Source organism: Vibrio toranzoniae, assembly GCF_024347655.1.
Lineage (GTDB): Bacteria > Pseudomonadota > Gammaproteobacteria > Enterobacterales > Vibrionaceae > Vibrio > Vibrio toranzoniae.
The window spans coordinates 597,489-614,224 of record NZ_AP025515.1; the positions used below are offsets into that span (position 1 = coordinate 597,489).

Below are 16,736 nucleotides of genomic sequence, written 5' to 3' on the forward strand. Positions count from 1 at the left end.
AAAATACTTAACATTTTTTTTAGCCTTTGCGTAATCGTTTGCTTTTAAATCCCTACAATGCTTGCTATGTTTCTGGAGAAATAAATGCAAAATAATACCCTATGGTTCAATGGCCTATCCATGGAAGATGTCGACAAAGTCGGCGGTAAGAACGCCTCACTGGGCGAGATGGTTTCTAACCTGTCCAATGCTGGTGTTTCTGTACCTAATGGTTTTGCTACCACTTCGTATGCGTTTAACGACTTTCTTGATTACAAAGGTCTTGATGAACGTATTCACCAACTACTTGATGAACTTGATGTTGAAGACGTTGACGCCTTGCGTAAGACAGGTGCAACGATTCGACAATGGGTTCTAGAGGCCCCCTTCCCAGAATCACTAGAGCAAGACATCCGTGATAACTACCGTGAACTAATTGAAGGCAACGAAGAATTGTCTGTAGCGGTTCGTTCATCTGCAACCGCAGAAGACCTTCCAGATGCTTCTTTCGCAGGCCAGCAAGAAACTTTCCTTAATGTGAAAGGTATCGATGCGGTACTAGAAGCAACCAAGCACGTTTACGCTTCACTATTTAATGACCGCGCTATCTCATATCGTGTACACCAAGGTTTTGATCATCGTGGCATTTCATTGTCTGCGGGTATCCAACGTATGGTTCGCTCAGACAAGGCCTCTTCAGGTGTCATGTTCACCCTTGATACTGAATCAGGCTTCGACCAAGTGGTATTCATCACCTCTTCTTGGGGTCTAGGTGAAATGGTCGTACAAGGCGCGGTGAACCCAGATGAGTTCTACGTTCACAAACCAATGCTAGAAGCGGGTCACTACCCAGTTGTTAAAAAGACATTCGGTTCTAAGTTGATCAAGATGATCTACTCGACCAACCAAGAGATCGGCAAGCAAGTTGATATCATCGACACGGATACGCAAGAGCGTAACGAGTTCTCACTGAACGATGAAGAGATCAAAGAACTAGCAAAACAAGCGATGATCATCGAGAAGCACTATCAACGTCCGATGGACATTGAGTGGGCGAAAGATGGTATCGACGGCAAGCTATACATTGTTCAAGCTCGCCCAGAGACAGTATGTTCTCAAAGCGACCAAAACGTTATCGAGCGTTACGAGCTAAATAACAAGGCGGATGTCTTGGTTGAAGGCCGTGCTATCGGTCAACGTATCGGTTCAGGCCCAGTTCGTTTGGTTGATTCTCTTGACCAAATGTCACTGGTTCAAGAAGGCGACGTATTGGTAACAGACATGACAGACCCTGATTGGGAACCTGTGATGAAGAAAGCCTCTGCGATTGTTACTAACCGTGGTGGCCGTACTTGTCACGCCGCGATCATCGCTCGTGAACTCGGTATTCCAGCAATCGTTGGTTGTGGTACAGCGACAAGTAACCTAAACGACGGCGACACCGTGACAGTGTCATGTTCTGAAGGTGAAACTGGCTACGTTTACCAAGGTGAGCTCGACTTCGAGATCAAACGTTCTGAGGTTGATGAGCTACCAATGCTGCCAACCAAAGTGATGATGAACGTGGGTAACCCAGATCGCGCATTCGACTTCGCACAAATTCCAAACGAAGGGGTGGGCCTTGCTCGTTTAGAGTTCATCATCAACAAGATGATCGGTATTCACCCGAAAGCGCTATTAAACTTCGATGCGCAAACGGATGAGCTAAAAGCGGAAATCAGTGAACGTATTCGCGGCTACAAAGATCCAATCGATTTCTACGTAAGCAAGCTGACAGAAGGCATCGCGACTATCGCGTCTGCATTCTGGCCTAAGCGCGTGATCGTACGTATGTCTGACTTTAAGTCGAACGAGTACAGTAACCTAGTAGGCGGCAAAGAGTTCGAACCACATGAAGAGAACCCAATGCTGGGCTTCCGTGGTGCATCTCGTTACATCTCACCAGTATTCGAAGATTGTTTCGAGCTAGAGACTCAAGCGATCAAACGTGTTCGCGACGAGATGGGTCTTAAGAACGTTGAAATCATGATTCCATTCGTTCGCACTCCAAGCGAAGCGGCCTCGGTTATCGACATTCTGGCTAAATTCGATCTTCGCCGTGGTGACCAAGGTCTGAAAGTCATCATGATGTGCGAGCTGCCATCCAATGCGATCTTGGCAGAAGAGTTCTTGAAGTACTTCGATGGCTTCTCTATCGGTTCAAACGACATGACACAGCTGACGCTTGGCCTAGACCGAGATTCAGGTGACGTTGCACACCTGTTCGACGAGCGTAACCCAGCTGTGAAAGCGATGCTTAAAATGGCTATCGACGCAGCAACCAAAGCCGGTAAATACGTGGGCATTTGTGGCCAAGGTCCATCTGACCATGACGACCTAGCAGAATGGTTAATGGAACAAGGCATCAGCTCTGTTTCACTCAACCCAGATACGGTTATCGACACGTGGTTGAAGTTAGGTAACGTTACGGATAAGTAACACTTAGCCTAATAAGCAGAGTCAACAAAGCCAGTTCATCGAGACTGGCTTTTTGCTTCCCTTAACGCTAGTCACACCGACCACTATTCTCTGACGAAGCTGAATATGTATAGATCTGGTAACATTTATTGGTATCGAACTGACCTTACGCTATCCTTGAGGCAAATCTACATTGAGGTGGTTGTCACTGTGACAAGCCTTGCTTCAAGACTAATAAGAGTGTTATGAATTCAACAATTACAACCCCTTCGCCTTCTCTTAGCCGACAACTCTATACAATGACATGGCCAATGCTGTTTGGAGTGCTCTCACTAATGAGCTTCCAACTTGTAGACAGTGCTTTCATTGGTCAATTGGGGGTTCTGCCGCTCGCAGTTCAAGGTTTCACGCTTCCAATACAGATGATCATCATTGGTATTCAGGTCGGGTTAGGCATCGCGACAACGGCAGTCATTGCGAGAGCCATTGGTGCCAACGAAACACGCTATGCCAAACAACTTGGTGGATTAGTCATTGTAATGGGGAGCGTGAGTGTCGCGCTTTTCTCGGTCATCATCTATCTGCTTCGTGGACCCATTTTACAGCTTCTCGATGCGCCGCCAACGGTGTTGCCGATCATTGATTCTTACTGGATCTATTGGCTAGTCAGTTCTTGGACGGGTGCACTACTCTACTTCTTTTACAGTGTCTGTCGTGCTAATGGCAACACTATGCTGCCAGGCTCAATGATGATCGCGACCAGTATCATCAACTTGGTATTGGACCCGATTTTCATCTTTACGCTCGACATGGGTATCAACGGTGCAGCCATTGCAACCATTTTGGCGTTCGGCGCAGGCATCTTTATCGTGGCTCCAAAAGTGACCAAGAAGCATTGGATGACGTTCGACTGGCACGATCTTGATATTGGTAAGAGTGTTCGCTCCATCGGCAATATCATGGGCCCTGCGATGATCAGCCAACTGCTACCGCCAGTCTCTTCTATGCTGGCGACTAAACTACTTGCGGGTTATGGCACCGCAGCGGTTGCAGCTTGGGCGTTAGGATCCCGTTTTGAGTTTTTCTCAATTGTGGCAGTGTTAGCACTGACGATGTCGATGCCGCCAATGGTTGGCCGTATGTTGGGAGAAAAGAGCCTAGAGAACATACGTAAACTCGTGAAGATTGCCGTCACCTTCGTGTTAGGTTTCCAGTTGTTGGTTGCGCTGGTGACTTGGTTGTTCTCTGGCGGGCTATCGAGCCTAATGACCAGTGACAACGAGGTCTCAACGATTTTGAACTATCACCTACTGATCGTTCCTATCAGCTTAGGGCCACTGGGTATCTGTATGTTGATGGTTTCGATTTCTAACGCTTTAGGCAAGTCTTACACCGCATTAACGATTTCAGCACTGCGTCTGTTTGCTTTCTTCTTGCCTTGTTTATGGATTGGCTCCCAAGTTGCTGGAATTGAAGGCCTATTCTGGGGCGCCATGGTAGGTAATGTACTTGCAGGAACCTGTGCATGGTTTATGTACCAACGCACACTTGGACAAGTCGAAGCTAAGCTAGTCAGCTAGTAAATAGGAAGGAGCAAAAAGCAGCCACTCAGGCTGCTTTTTGTTATCTAAGTTCTGATATCCCCACCCAAAAAGAATGCCGACCGACAATCATTTCAGTCTAACAATTACTAGCTAGATTTCCGCAAATAGGAAACATCCGTCGAGCCAATTTTCATCCCCCCCTTAGAACTTGTCCTAGATCATTAAAGTATTCAAAAACGCAACCTTTGGTTTTAAATATGTAAACTTTGATGGAGTTTAAGAAATTAAACCATATCGAAGATGGTTTGGTGATCGTGTTCAAATTATGCTCTTAATTTAAGTTAAATTCTCGTTATTTGTTGATGTTTTGAACGTCTTTTATGGTTTACAGAAGTTTACTGCATCTTGTTCAAATACCACCAAAGGAGTAGATTTCAGTCATTGAGTTCAAAAATATAAACCGAAATCATGAATGTAAAACAAGTTCGATTCACCGATGAAGACAGAGAATGTTTAAGCAATTACTTCCGCTTAGCGGACACAATTGCTGACTTGATTGGCCCTTACTGTGAGGTGGTCATTCACTCCTTTGAAAGCTTAGAAAACTCTGTCGTGAAGATCGTCAATGGTCATCACACAGGTCGTGAAATCGGCTCGCCTATCACCGATTTAGGTTTACGTATGTGGAGCACATTCGAGAAAACTGGTGAAGTTTCACCGAAAAGTTATTTCACCAACGCAGCAGACGGTTCCCTACTGAAATCGACCACCTGCGTGCTGGCAGGCCCACAACAAAAGCCGATTGGCATGCTGTGTATCAACATGAACTTATCTTTCCCATTCCCAGAAATCGTCAAGACGCTGATGCCGCAGTGCAATGTACCTCAAACCATTGTCAGCGAGACATTCAGTAACAATGCGAATGACGTCATTCAGCAAGCATTGAGTTCAGCCATTAAAGAAGTTGACCAAGATGAGACGATTTCTTCCAAAGGTCGCAATAAAGCCATCATCCGTTGCTTGTTTGATAACGGAGTATTTGAGCTAAAAGAGACGACTACACAAGTATCAGAGCAACTTGGGATCAGCCGCCAGGCGGTTTACAAGTTTATCCGTGAATTTAAATCAGAATAAAACCAATAATTTAGGAGTTACATCGTGAAACAGATCATTGCCACTGAACAAGCACCTGCAGCTATCGGCCCTTACTCACAAGGTACGTCTTACGGCGACATGGTTTATACATCAGGCCAATTACCTCTCGTTCCAGAAACCATGCAGTTTGTTGAGGGCGGCATCAAAGAGCAGGCTCGTCAGTCTCTAGAAAACTTAAAAGCGGTATTAGAAGCGAGTAATGCGGGACTGGACACAGTGCTTAAGACAACCTGCTTCCTATCAGACATGGAGAACTTCGTCGCGTTTAACGAAGTGTACACAGAAGTGTTTGGTACAGAGAACGCACCTGCTCGTTCTTGTGTTGAAGCAGCAAGATTACCAAAAGACGCATTGGTTGAAGTTGAAGCCATCGCATACAAAAAATAACCGACTTAGTTATTAATGGGTATCATAGGAGATTCTCATGAGCGTTTCATTTATTGGATTAAGCATACTGTTCTTTGGGTTCTACGCACTGCTGTCGAACTTCAAAAAGCAAAAGAAAAGTTTTAACTTCCGCGTACTGAGTGCGCTTGCTGCTGGCTTACTGTTCGGTGGCGCGATTCAACTTGTATTCGGTGTCGGTAACGTTGCGACATCTGGCTTTGCTGAACTGATTTCCGTGTTCGGTAAAGGCTACATCAAACTTCTACAAATGATCGTTATCCCACTCGTATTCGTGGCAATGATCTCTTCGATCATGAACGTTGAAGGCGGCGGCGCGCTATCTCGTATCGCACCCAAAATCATCGGTATTCTACTTTTCACTTGTGCAATCTCAGCGGCCGTTGGTATCGCAAGTATTTACCTATTTGGTATCGATGCGAACGCACTAGTAAGCACAATTGGCACAAACAGTGCGATTGAAGCTCGCGGTGATTCACTGGTAGCAACACAAGATGCAATGGCGAGCAGTGGTCTGTCTGGTATGGCTCTGTCTATCATTCCAACCAACATCTTCGACATGCTAACGGGCTCTCAACGTACCTCTACACTATCGACTGTACTGTTCGGTATGTTCCTAGGCTACTGTATCCTTCAAGTTAAGAATCGTAAGCCAGAGAAAGTGCAAAACTTCGTTGATTTCATCAACTCTGCAAAAGAAGTAGTTCTTTCAATGGTTCGTGAAATTCTGAAGCTAACGCCTTACGGTGTATTCGCTCTGATGACCACGTTCATGATGACGAATGACCTATTCGCACTGGCTGAAATGGGCCGCTTCCTTCTAGCAAGCTACGTAGCAATTGGCGTTATGTTTGGCATCCACTTCGTAATGGTGTCAATGTTCGGTCTTTCTCCAGCTAAGTTCATGAAGAAAATCTGGCCAGTGTTGGTGTTCGGCTTCGGTTCTCGCTCAAGCATGGCAGCTATCCCACTAAACGTTGAAACACAAACTCAACGTCTAGGTGTAGACGAAGAAACAGCAAACATGTCAGCGACATTCGGTACCAGTATCGGTCAAAACGGCTGTGCAGGTATCTACCCAGCAATGCTAGCAATCATGGCGGCACAAGTAATGGGCATGCCTGTAGACTTAAGCTTCATCCTACAGTTAATTGCAGTTATCGCGATTGCTTCATTCGGTATCGCAGGTGTTGGTGGCGGTGCAACATTCGCAGCGGTAGCGGTACTGACCATCATGGGTCTAGACATCACAGTAGTAGCGATTCTGGTGTCTATCGAAGCGCTAATTGACATGGCTCGTACAGCGCTAAACATCTCAGGCTCTATGTTGTCTGGTGTTCTAACGGCTAAGAAAAACGGCTCGCTAAACACAGAGCAATACGACGCTGACGTTACAGCGACTGTATCAAAAGAAGCAGCAGTATAATTCTCAAACTTAATTAAGAGCACTCCACGTGAGTGCTCTTCTGTTTTTCCTGAGTTCAGGTTATTTAGGTAGTAAATATGAAAGTTGTTGTTATAGGCGGTAGTGCCGCTGGTATGAGTTTCGCAGCAAAGTACAAACGTAATCAACCATCAGATGAAGTCATCGTTCTAGATAAGCGTAGTTACATCTCTTTTGGAGCCTGTGGCTTACCTTACTTTGCAGGTGGCATGTTTGATGACACCGGGCGAATGATTTCTCGCACGCCAGAACAAGCCATTAAGTCTGGCTTGGATGTACGTGTAGAAACAGAAATGGTCTCGTTCGACCGCACTGAAAAGCAAATTACGGTACGTCACCAAAATGAAGAAAGCGTCATCGATTACGATATGTTGGTCATTGCAACAGGTGCGCGACCAATCGTTCCATCGTTCGGTGAATTCAATCCAGAACACGTACACACACTAACAAGCATGGAAGACGGCTTGGCGGTTAAAGAGGCGCTAAAGGATAGTAACAAGAAGCGTGTGTGTGTTATTGGGGCTGGCTTTATCGGCCTGGAAGTATTCGACGCTGCACACGGCTTAGACAAACACGTGACGATCATCGAGCGTGAACAGCACATCATGAGCCGTCAGTTCAGCCCAGAGATCATTGAAGTGGTCGAAGGAGCAATTCGCGAATCCGGTGCTGACCTTAAAACAGGTTGTAGCGTGTCTGCAATTCGCGATTCTGAGCAAGGTGGTTACATCGTAGAAACTGATAACGGTAACGTAGAAGCCGATGTCGTGATCCTGTCACTCGGTTTCAAACCAAATACTGAAGCATTCGAACTGCCAAAAGCTGCAAACGGTGCGTTATTAGTAAATGAATATGGCGCTACTGAAGACGCTTATATTCATGCCGCCGGTGACTGTGCCGTTGTCCATCATATGGCATTAGGCAAACCAATTTATGTCCCTCTAGCAACCACAGCCAACAAGCAAGCGCGCATGATGGCGGACAAGCTAGCAGGTAAAGATACCTACATGTCAGGCTTCTTAGGTTCATCTTGTTTGAAAGTGCTCGACTACGAACTAGCCTGCACTGGCGTGAATGAACTACTGGCGAAAGAACACAACTTAGATGTGAAAGTATCAACGATTTCCGATAAGAACCAAACGGATTACTACCCAGGCCAAGAAGACATCAAGGTGAAGTTGGTTTATCACCCAGAGACTAAGGTTCTACTTGGTGGAGAAATCGTCGGTAAGAAAGGTGCTGTAGGTCGTATTAACGCACTAGCTGTTGCCATCACTGCAAAGATGACCACACAACAACTAGGTTACATGGACTTTTGTTACGCACCTCCATTCGCACGTACTTGGGATGCGCTAAACGTGGCAGGTAACGTAGCCAAATAGGTATTACTAGTCACAAGAACATACAACTAAAACATCAAAGCAGAGCCTGAGCGCTCTGCTTTTTTATACCTAAACTCTACAGAAGCAGAATAATACCAATCTAAGTAAAAATATGATCTAATTTAGTCTATGACTTATTCGTGAAAAAGACGCTATGGACAGTCTCGATAACATTGATTTCAAAAAACTTGCTAGCCAACAAAAATCTATTCAAATGAAGATGCGATTACTCGCATTAGCTCACTTTAAAGACGGTCATTCTCGAACCCAGATTGCTAAGTTCCTTAAAGTAAGCAGAACAAGTGTGAATAAGTGGGTACAAACTTTCCTTGAAGAAGGACTTGAAGGATTACACGAGAAACCAAGAACTGGGAGACCCGCATTCCTTTCTCCAAAGCAACGTGAACAGTTAAGTCTATTTATCAAAAGCCGAGCTTCTGATTCTTCAGGAGGACGATTAACGGGCAGCGATATCCATGCCTACATCGTCAGGAAGTTTGATAAACATTATCACCCTGACTCTATCTATTACTTGCTTAATCACATGGGATTTTCTTGGATAACTTCACGCTCTAAACACCCTTCTCAATCTCAGCAAGTTCAAGACGATTTTAAAAAAATTCAAAATAGAAACGATCCTTAAGATCCCGGGGCATATGGGGTTGGAATCGGTGGATGTCTGGTTTCAAGATGAGGCTCGATTCGGGCAGCAAAATACGACAACTCGCCTCTGGGCAAAAAGAGGCACCAGACCTCGTGCTGTCAAACAGCAGCAATTTGAGTATGCGTATTTGTTTGGCTCAGTCTGTCCATCAAAAGGCATTGGAGAAGCCATGGTTGTCCCTTGGGTAAACAAGGACATCATGATTGACCACCTTGCTCAAATATCAGAGGCAACAGAAAAAGGTCGTCATGCGGTTGTGATCATGGATGGTGCAGGTTGGCATACCGATGATATTGCTGAGCAATTTTCGAATGTGAGTCTCGTTAAACTGCCTCCCTATTCACCCGAACTAAACCCAATCGAACAAGTATGGAGTTGGCTACGACAACACTATCTAGCAAACCAGAGTTTTATGAACTATGACGACATTGTTGAGAAAATATGTGGTGCATGGAATTGCTTTCTAGAAAGTGCAGATAGGGTGAAAAGAATGTGCACAAGAGAGTGGATTGATCTGATCAGTTAATTTTCCAGATTGGTATAAGATAACGACGTATCTAATGGTATTTGAGCATTCTTTTACCAAATTCAAGACGAAAAAAAGCCCGCTGATTTCTCAGCGGGCTTTCTAATGGTGGTGGAGGGATAGGGATTTGAACCCTAGAACCGCTATTAACGGTTGCCGGTTTTCAAGACCGGTGCTTTCGACCACTCAGCCATCCCTCCAACAAATTGTCATCAACAGATTAGTGCACTGTTGAGGTTGTTATTTGCATAGCAAACAACGAAATTAAAGCCTGGCGATGTCCTACTCTCACATGGGGAAGCCCCACACTACCATCGGCGCTATTGTGTTTCACTTCTGAGTTCGGCATGGAATCAGGTGGGTCCACAATGCTATGGTCGCCAAGCAAATTTGGTTAATTGACGCCTCAGCGACAATTAATAATTCGGAAAACTGATTTAAAAGTCTATCTCTTCAAACTCATTCAAGCGTTTGGTATTGCTTTGAGTCCACAAAACCCCTTGGGTGTTGTATGGTTAAGCCTCACGGGCAATTAGTACAGGTTAGCTCAATGCCTCGCAGCACTTACACACCCTGCCTATCAACGTCGTAGTCTACGACAACCCTTTAGGACACTTATAGTGCCAGGGAAAACTCATCTCAAGGCTCGCTTCGCGCTTAGATGCTTTCAGCGCTTATCGATTCCGAACGTAGCTACCGGGCAATGCCATTGGCATGACAACCCGAACACCAGAGGTTCGTCCACTCCGGTCCTCTCGTACTAGGAGCAGCCCCTTTCAATTTTCCAACGCCCACGGCAGATAGGGACCGAACTGTCTCACGACGTTCTAAACCCAGCTCGCGTACCACTTTAAATGGCGAACAGCCATACCCTTGGGACCGACTTCAGCCCCAGGATGTGATGAGCCGACATCGAGGTGCCAAACACCGCCGTCGATATGAACTCTTGGGCGGTATCAGCCTGTTATCCCCGGAGTACCTTTTATCCGTTGAGCGATGGCCCTTCCATTCAGAACCACCGGATCACTATGACCTGCTTTCGCACCTGCTCGAATTGTCATTCTCGCAGTCAAGCGGGCTTATGCCATTGCACTAACCACACGATGTCCAACCGTGTTTAGCCCACCTTCGTGCTCCTCCGTTACTCTTTGGGAGGAGACCGCCCCAGTCAAACTACCCACCAGGCACTGTCCGTAACCCCGATTCAGGGGCCAACGTTAGAACATCAAAACTACAAGGGTGGTATTTCAAGGACGACTCCATCACATCTAGCGACGCAATTTCATAGTCTCCCACCTATCCTACACATGTAGGTTCAATGTTCAGTGCCAAGCTGTAGTAAAGGTTCACGGGGTCTTTCCGTCTAGCCGCGGGTACACTGCATCTTCACAGCGATTTCAATTTCACTGAGTCTCGGGTGGAGACAGCGTGGCCATCATTACGCCATTCGTGCAGGTCGGAACTTACCCGACAAGGAATTTCGCTACCTTAGGACCGTTATAGTTACGGCCGCCGTTTACCGGGGCTTCGATCAAGAGCTTCGACCGAAGTCTAACCCCATCAATTAACCTTCCGGCACCGGGCAGGCGTCACACCGTATACGTCATCTTACGATTTTGCACAGTGCTGTGTTTTTAATAAACAGTTGCAGCCACCTGGTATCTGCGACTCTCGTCTGCTCCATCCGCAAGGGACTTCACTGATAAGAGCGTACCTTCTCCCGAAGTTACGGTACCATTTTGCCTAGTTCCTTCACCCGAGTTCTCTCAAGCGCCTTGGTATTCTCTACCCGACCACCTGTGTCGGTTTGGGGTACGATTCCTTACAATCTGAAGCTTAGAGGCTTTTCCTGGAAGCATGGCATCAATGACTTCACACCCGTAGGTGCTCGACATCGTATCTCAGCGTTAGTAGCGGTCCGGATTTACCTAAACCACCCGCCTACATACTTGAACCTGGACAACCGTCGCCAGGCCCACCTAGCCTTCTCCGTCCCCCCATCGCAATTGTAAGAAGTACGGGAATATTAACCCGTTTCCCATCGACTACGCCTTTCGGCCTCGCCTTAGGAGTCGACTTACCCTGCCCCGATTAACGTTGGACAGGAACCCTTGGTCTTCCGGCGAGGGAGTTTTTCACTCCCTTTATCGTTACTCATGTCAGCATTCGCACTTCTGATACCTCCAGCAGCCCTTACAGACCACCTTCAACGGCTTACAGAACGCTCCCCTACCCCACGCACCCTAAGGTACGTAGCCGCAGCTTCGGTGTATAGCTTAGCCCCGTTACATCTTCCGCGCAGGCCGACTCGACCAGTGAGCTATTACGCTTTCTTTAAATGATGGCTGCTTCTAAGCCAACATCCTGGCTGTCTGAGCCTTCCCACATCGTTTCCCACTTAGCTATACTTTGGGACCTTAGCTGGCGGTCTGGGTTGTTTCCCTCTCCACGACGGACGTTAGCACCCGCCGTGTGTCTCCCGGATAGTACTTACTGGTATTCGGAGTTTGCAAAGGGTTGGTAAGTCGGGATGACCCCCTAGCCTTAACAGTGCTCTACCCCCAGTAGTATTCGTCCGAGGCGCTACCTAAATAGCTTTCGGGGAGAACCAGCTATCTCCAGGTTTGATTGGCCTTTCACCCCTAGCCACAAGTCATCCGCTAATTTTTCAACATTAGTCGGTTCGGTCCTCCAGTTGATGTTACTCAACCTTCAACCTGCCCATGGCTAGATCACCTGGTTTCGGGTCTAATCCTAGCAACTGTACGCCCAGTTAAGACTCGGTTTCCCTACGGCTCCCCTAAACGGTTAACCTTGCTACTAAAATTAAGTCGCTGACCCATTATACAAAAGGTACGCAGTCACACCACGAAGGTGCTCCTACTGCTTGTACGTACACGGTTTCAGGTTCTATTTCACTCCCCTCACAGGGGTTCTTTTCGCCTTTCCCTCACGGTACTGGTTCACTATCGGTCAGTCAGTAGTATTTAGCCTTGGAGGATGGTCCCCCCATATTCAGACAGGATATCACGTGTCCCGCCTTACTCGATTTCACTGATGATGATGTGTCGGTTACGGGGCTATCACCCTTTACTGCGCCACTTTCCAGAGGCTTCACCTGCATCATTAAAAGCTTAAGGGCTAATCCAATTTCGCTCGCCGCTACTTTCGGAATCTCGGTTGATTTCTCTTCCTCGGGGTACTTAGATGTTTCAGTTCCCCCGGTTTGCCTCCTGTTGCTATGTATTCACAACAAGATACGTGCTTATGCACGTGGGTTTCCCCATTCAGAAATCCCAGACTCAAAAGGTTATTACTACCTAATCTGGGCTTATCGCAAGTTATTACGTCTTTCATCGCCTCTGACTGCCAAGGCATCCACCGTGTACGCTTAGTCACTTAACCATACAACCCGAAGAAGTTTCGTGTTGATGTCAAATCACCAAGGTTTTTGGTTGTCATCAAGAAGGGTTAATTCTTGATGACTGTTTGCCGGACTCAATTTACTTTTTGTTTCCACTTTTTAATAAAAAGTAGAATCAAAAAATGAACAATCATTGCTGATCATTCGAATACAAGACACTTGAATGTGTTTGTTGTGTTTATGCTGTTCTTATTCACTAAGAGCAGATAAACATTGAGAACTTTTAAATTTGATTAACTTAATCACAGCCTTGAGCTGTTTGATTTCACTTTTTAAAGTGAAAACCAATTAAGTAATCAGTCAGCTTTCCAAATTGTTAAAGAGCAAGAGTTTCTAAACATAAAGCTTTCGAAACCATTTTTAAAAACTCTCATCAGACTATTGTCATCAAAGAACGTTTAAAGATGGTGGGCGATACCGGGCTCGAACCAGTGACCCCCTGCTTGTAAGGCAGGTGCTCTCCCAACTGAGCTAATCGCCCACGAAAGTTTTAATTCCTTCGCGGAGAAAGAATGGTGGAGCTATGCGGGATCGAACCGCAGACCTCCTGCGTGCAAGGCAGGCGCTCTCCCAGCTGAGCTATAGCCCCAATATTTTATTTCCTTGGGAGGAAATGGTGGGTCGTGCAGGATTCGAACCTGCGACCAATTGATTAAAAGTCAACTGCTCTACCAACTGAGCTAACGACCCAATGGTATCCCGTAGGGGAGTCGAACCCCTGTTACCGCCGTGAAAGGGCGGTGTCCTAGGCCTCTAGACGAACGGGACACTGCTAATTTATCTCTACTTCAAAAGGTAGAAACAAACCTTGAAGAACTTGGGAGTTCTTCGTCTCTTTGCTTTTCTAAACCTAATCAATCTGTGTGGACACTCATCGTGACTATCTTCGTATAAGGAGGTGATCCAGCCCCAGGTTCCCCTAGGGCTACCTTGTTACGACTTCACCCCAGTCATGAACCACAAAGTGGTAAGCGTCCTCCCGAAGGTTAGACTACCTACTTCTTTTGCAGCCCACTCCCATGGTGTGACGGGCGGTGTGTACAAGGCCCGGGAACGTATTCACCGTGACATTCTGATTCACGATTACTAGCGATTCCGACTTCATGGAGTCGAGTTGCAGACTCCAATCCGGACTACGACGCACTTTTTGGGATTCGCTCACTATCGCTAGCTTGCTGCCCTCTGTATGCGCCATTGTAGCACGTGTGTAGCCCTACTCGTAAGGGCCATGATGACTTGACGTCGTCCCCACCTTCCTCCGGTTTATCACCGGCAGTCTCCCTGGAGTTCCCGACATTACTCGCTGGCAAACAAGGATAAGGGTTGCGCTCGTTGCGGGACTTAACCCAACATTTCACAACACGAGCTGACGACAGCCATGCAGCACCTGTCTCAGAGCTCCCGAAGGCACTCCTGCGTCTCCGCTGGATTCTCTGGATGTCAAGAGTAGGTAAGGTTCTTCGCGTTGCATCGAATTAAACCACATGCTCCACCGCTTGTGCGGGCCCCCGTCAATTCATTTGAGTTTTAATCTTGCGACCGTACTCCCCAGGCGGTCTACTTAACGCGTTAGCTCCGAAAGCCACGGCTCAAGGCCACAACCTCCAAGTAGACATCGTTTACGGCGTGGACTACCAGGGTATCTAATCCTGTTTGCTCCCCACGCTTTCGCATCTGAGTGTCAGTATCTGTCCAGGGGGCCGCCTTCGCCACTGGTATTCCTTCAGATCTCTACGCATTTCACCGCTACACCTGAAATTCTACCCCCCTCTACAGTACTCTAGTTCACCAGTTTCAAATGCAGTTCCGAGGTTGAGCCCCGGGCTTTCACATCTGACTTAATGAACCACCTGCATGCGCTTTACGCCCAGTAATTCCGATTAACGCTCGCACCCTCCGTATTACCGCGGCTGCTGGCACGGAGTTAGCCGGTGCTTCTTCTGTTGCTAACGTCAAGAGATAACGCTATTAACGTTACCCCCTTCCTCACAACTGAAAGTACTTTACAACCCGAAGGCCTTCTTCATACACGCGGCATGGCTGCATCAGGCTTGCGCCCATTGTGCAATATTCCCCACTGCTGCCTCCCGTAGGAGTCTGGACCGTGTCTCAGTTCCAGTGTGGCTGATCATCCTCTCAGACCAGCTAGGGATCGTCGCCTTGGTGAGCCATTACCTCACCAACTAGCTAATCCCACCTAGGCATATCTTGACGCGAGAGGCCCGAAGGTCCCCCTCTTTGGCCCGTAGGCATCATGCGGTATTAGCCATCGTTTCCAATGGTTATCCCCCACATCAAGGCAATTTCCTAGGCATTACTCACCCGTCCGCCGCTCGACGCCCATTAACGCACCCGAAGGATTGTTAGTGTCGTTTCCGCTCGACTTGCATGTGTTAGGCCTGCCGCCAGCGTTCAATCTGAGCCATGATCAAACTCTTCAATTTAAGATTTTGTCGGCTCAATGAATACTGACTTCAAAACTACAAAAAGTAATTCTAAAGCTATTATCTTTCCAACAGAAAGATAATGAATTGACTGTGCTCTTTTTGGTTTTCACTTTAAAAAGTGAAATCAAACAGCTCAAGGCTGTACCAAATTGAATTGGTCACTCAGCTCATTGAAACCAAAGTTGATTCCGAGAAATCTGTTTTACTTCTCTTAATAAAAAGGGAAGATAAAACGTTTTGATATTCATCAACGAGTGCCCACACAGATTGATAGGTTTAAATTGTTAAAGAGCTTTGCTTATCGAAACTTCCTTTTTACAAAGGGACTCTTGAAAGCGGACGTGAATTTTAGCGATTTAATCTTAAGTGTCAAACACTTTTTAAAATTAATTCATTTCTAACTTTCCGTCTTACCGATTACTGCTGAAGCCTTGTGGCGTCTGCCGTGTCAGTGAGGCGGCATTATAGAGATCATCGAAAACATGGCAACCCCTTTTTTGATAAAAATTCAAAAAACTTGCTTAAGTGGCTACTTTTACGTCAAAAGGCTCTTTCGTAGCTCAAAGCTCATACAATAGTGGGCATATCACTTAAAATTTTGCGATTAAATCTTTCGAAAAAGCCTCTATATCTAGCTCAATGCTCCATTTCTCACTCAGTTCTAGGATGTTATCTAGTGATTGCTGAACTGTTTTTATCGTCAATGTGTTGTTGTCTAGGTCGTATACCTGTTTTTGCGTAGTGTAATAGAAGTAAAGGATAGTTAATGCTTCTCGATCACCTTGCTCAGCTTTCGGTTGAATACGCTTGAGCTTACGATAGATTTGATTGTGAGTTTGTTTAAGGTTCCACACATAAAGCGCCTCTTTAAAGTAATCATGCCCTTTCACACGACTCGCGATAAAGGCATTCAATGCGACTGATAAAATCACCCCGAGTACATTCAAATGGAAATTGCCTGTCGCTTCCCCACTAATAGACCCAGCTGAACCAAAAAGTTCAATCAGAATGCTACCGAATACGATAGCAAACAAGGCGAGTGACCCAACTAACGAAACCAACAGCAGGTTCATCTTCTTTCTATATTCTTCTTTATTGATTTTCTGTAACGTCATCGACTACTTCCTTAAGTAAGTCACCTAATAATTTGCGCATACTATCTACGTAAACATTGGGTCGCTTCAACCCTTACCATCTTGTAATGTGGTCATTCTCTATTTAATACGCAGAGTTCTTCTGGTTGGCGCTATAAGCAACTCTATTTGACTTCATTAATAGAAAAGAGTTACATACCGCCACAATTTTGGTT

At 46.2% G+C, this 16,736-nt stretch carries 8 protein-coding genes, 5 tRNA genes and 3 rRNA genes; 7 read left to right on the forward strand and 9 right to left on the reverse strand.

Features of this window, described 5'->3' with window-relative positions; all coding sequences use genetic code 11:
* The first annotated feature begins 84 nt into the window (after positions 1 to 84).
* The 7 genes from ppsA (at position 85) to OCU50_RS17110 (ending at position 9,556) form a co-directional block, all read left to right on the forward strand.
* Entirely contained in the window at positions 85 to 2,457 is a 2,373-nt protein-coding gene (ppsA, locus tag OCU50_RS17080) for a phosphoenolpyruvate synthase (protein WP_060469425.1), read from the forward strand.
* Between the two features lie 224 nt (positions 2,458 to 2,681).
* Positions 2,682 to 4,016, forward strand: a complete 1,335-nt coding sequence (locus tag OCU50_RS17085; protein ID WP_060469424.1) for an MATE family efflux transporter — start codon at positions 2,682 to 2,684, stop codon at positions 4,014 to 4,016.
* Positions 4,017 to 4,448: 432 nt separating this feature from the next.
* The gene (locus OCU50_RS17090; protein ID WP_176680040.1) at positions 4,449 to 5,114 is read left to right on the forward strand and encodes a helix-turn-helix transcriptional regulator; all 666 of its coding nucleotides are present in this window, start codon (positions 4,449 to 4,451) and stop codon (positions 5,112 to 5,114) included.
* Between the two features lie 24 nt (positions 5,115 to 5,138).
* Positions 5,139 to 5,522, forward strand: coding sequence for a RidA family protein (locus OCU50_RS17095; protein ID WP_017111552.1), 384 nt, complete (start codon positions 5,139 to 5,141; stop codon positions 5,520 to 5,522).
* 37 nt (positions 5,523 to 5,559) lie between these two features.
* The gene (locus OCU50_RS17100; RefSeq protein ID WP_060469422.1) at positions 5,560 to 6,966 is read left to right on the forward strand and encodes a cation:dicarboxylate symporter family transporter; all 1,407 of its coding nucleotides are present in this window, start codon (positions 5,560 to 5,562) and stop codon (positions 6,964 to 6,966) included.
* A 77-nt stretch (positions 6,967 to 7,043) separates the two neighbouring features.
* Positions 7,044 to 8,366: a CoA-disulfide reductase gene (locus OCU50_RS17105; protein WP_060469421.1), complete on the forward strand. Its 1,323-nt coding sequence runs from the start codon at positions 7,044 to 7,046 to the stop codon at positions 8,364 to 8,366.
* 154 nt (positions 8,367 to 8,520) lie between these two features.
* Positions 8,521 to 9,556 (forward strand): IS630 family transposase gene (locus tag OCU50_RS17110; RefSeq protein ID WP_099049815.1). Its coding sequence is split into 2 segments (ribosomal slippage): positions 8,521 to 8,979 and positions 8,981 to 9,556, totalling 1,035 coding nucleotides; the frame shifts between segments, so codons are not numbered across the junction.
* 109 nt (positions 9,557 to 9,665) lie between these two features.
* On the opposite strand, the gene OCU50_RS17115 is transcribed toward OCU50_RS17110, so the two are convergent.
* The 9 genes from OCU50_RS17115 to OCU50_RS17155 form a co-directional block, all read right to left on the reverse strand.
* Positions 9,666 to 9,756: transfer RNA gene (locus OCU50_RS17115), tRNA-Ser, on the reverse strand.
* A gap of 69 nt (positions 9,757 to 9,825) precedes the next feature.
* Positions 9,826 to 9,941, reverse strand: a 5S ribosomal RNA gene (gene rrf / locus OCU50_RS17120).
* A 126-nt stretch (positions 9,942 to 10,067) separates the two neighbouring features.
* Positions 10,068 to 12,961, reverse strand: a 23S ribosomal RNA gene (locus OCU50_RS17125).
* A 424-nt stretch (positions 12,962 to 13,385) separates the two neighbouring features.
* A tRNA-Val gene (locus OCU50_RS17130) sits at positions 13,386 to 13,461 on the reverse strand.
* Positions 13,462 to 13,493: 32 nt separating this feature from the next.
* A tRNA-Ala gene (locus tag OCU50_RS17135) sits at positions 13,494 to 13,569 on the reverse strand.
* Positions 13,570 to 13,594: 25 nt separating this feature from the next.
* Positions 13,595 to 13,670: transfer RNA gene (locus tag OCU50_RS17140), tRNA-Lys, on the reverse strand.
* A 2-nt stretch (positions 13,671 to 13,672) separates the two neighbouring features.
* Positions 13,673 to 13,748, reverse strand: a tRNA-Glu gene (locus OCU50_RS17145).
* A gap of 123 nt (positions 13,749 to 13,871) precedes the next feature.
* Positions 13,872 to 15,424, reverse strand: a 16S ribosomal RNA gene (locus tag OCU50_RS17150).
* Together the 16S, 23S and 5S rRNA genes with 5 tRNA genes alongside form the textbook arrangement of a ribosomal RNA operon.
* 593 nt (positions 15,425 to 16,017) lie before the next feature.
* A complete protein-coding gene (locus OCU50_RS17155) occupies positions 16,018 to 16,542 on the reverse strand; it encodes a DUF3087 family protein (protein WP_060468936.1) in 525 nt (174 codons plus the stop codon).
* Positions 16,543 to 16,736 lie beyond the last annotated feature (194 nt).

What these genes read in the sequence shown, in the direction of transcription:
- ppsA (WP_060469425.1), top strand. Translation starts at nt 85, where the DNA reads ATGCAAAATAATACCCTATGGTTCAATGGCCTATCCATGGAAGATGTC.
- OCU50_RS17085 (WP_060469424.1), top strand. Translation starts at nt 2,682, where the DNA reads ATGAATTCAACAATTACAACCCCTTCGCCTTCTCTTAGCCGACAACTC.
- OCU50_RS17090 (WP_176680040.1), top strand. Translation starts at nt 4,449, where the DNA reads ATGAATGTAAAACAAGTTCGATTCACCGATGAAGACAGAGAATGTTTA.
- OCU50_RS17100 (WP_060469422.1), top strand. Translation starts at nt 5,560, where the DNA reads ATGAGCGTTTCATTTATTGGATTAAGCATACTGTTCTTTGGGTTCTAC.
- OCU50_RS17105 (WP_060469421.1), top strand. Translation starts at nt 7,044, where the DNA reads ATGAAAGTTGTTGTTATAGGCGGTAGTGCCGCTGGTATGAGTTTCGCA.
- OCU50_RS17155 (WP_060468936.1), bottom strand. Translation starts at nt 16,542, where the DNA reads ATGACGTTACAGAAAATCAATAAAGAAGAATATAGAAAGAAGATGAAC.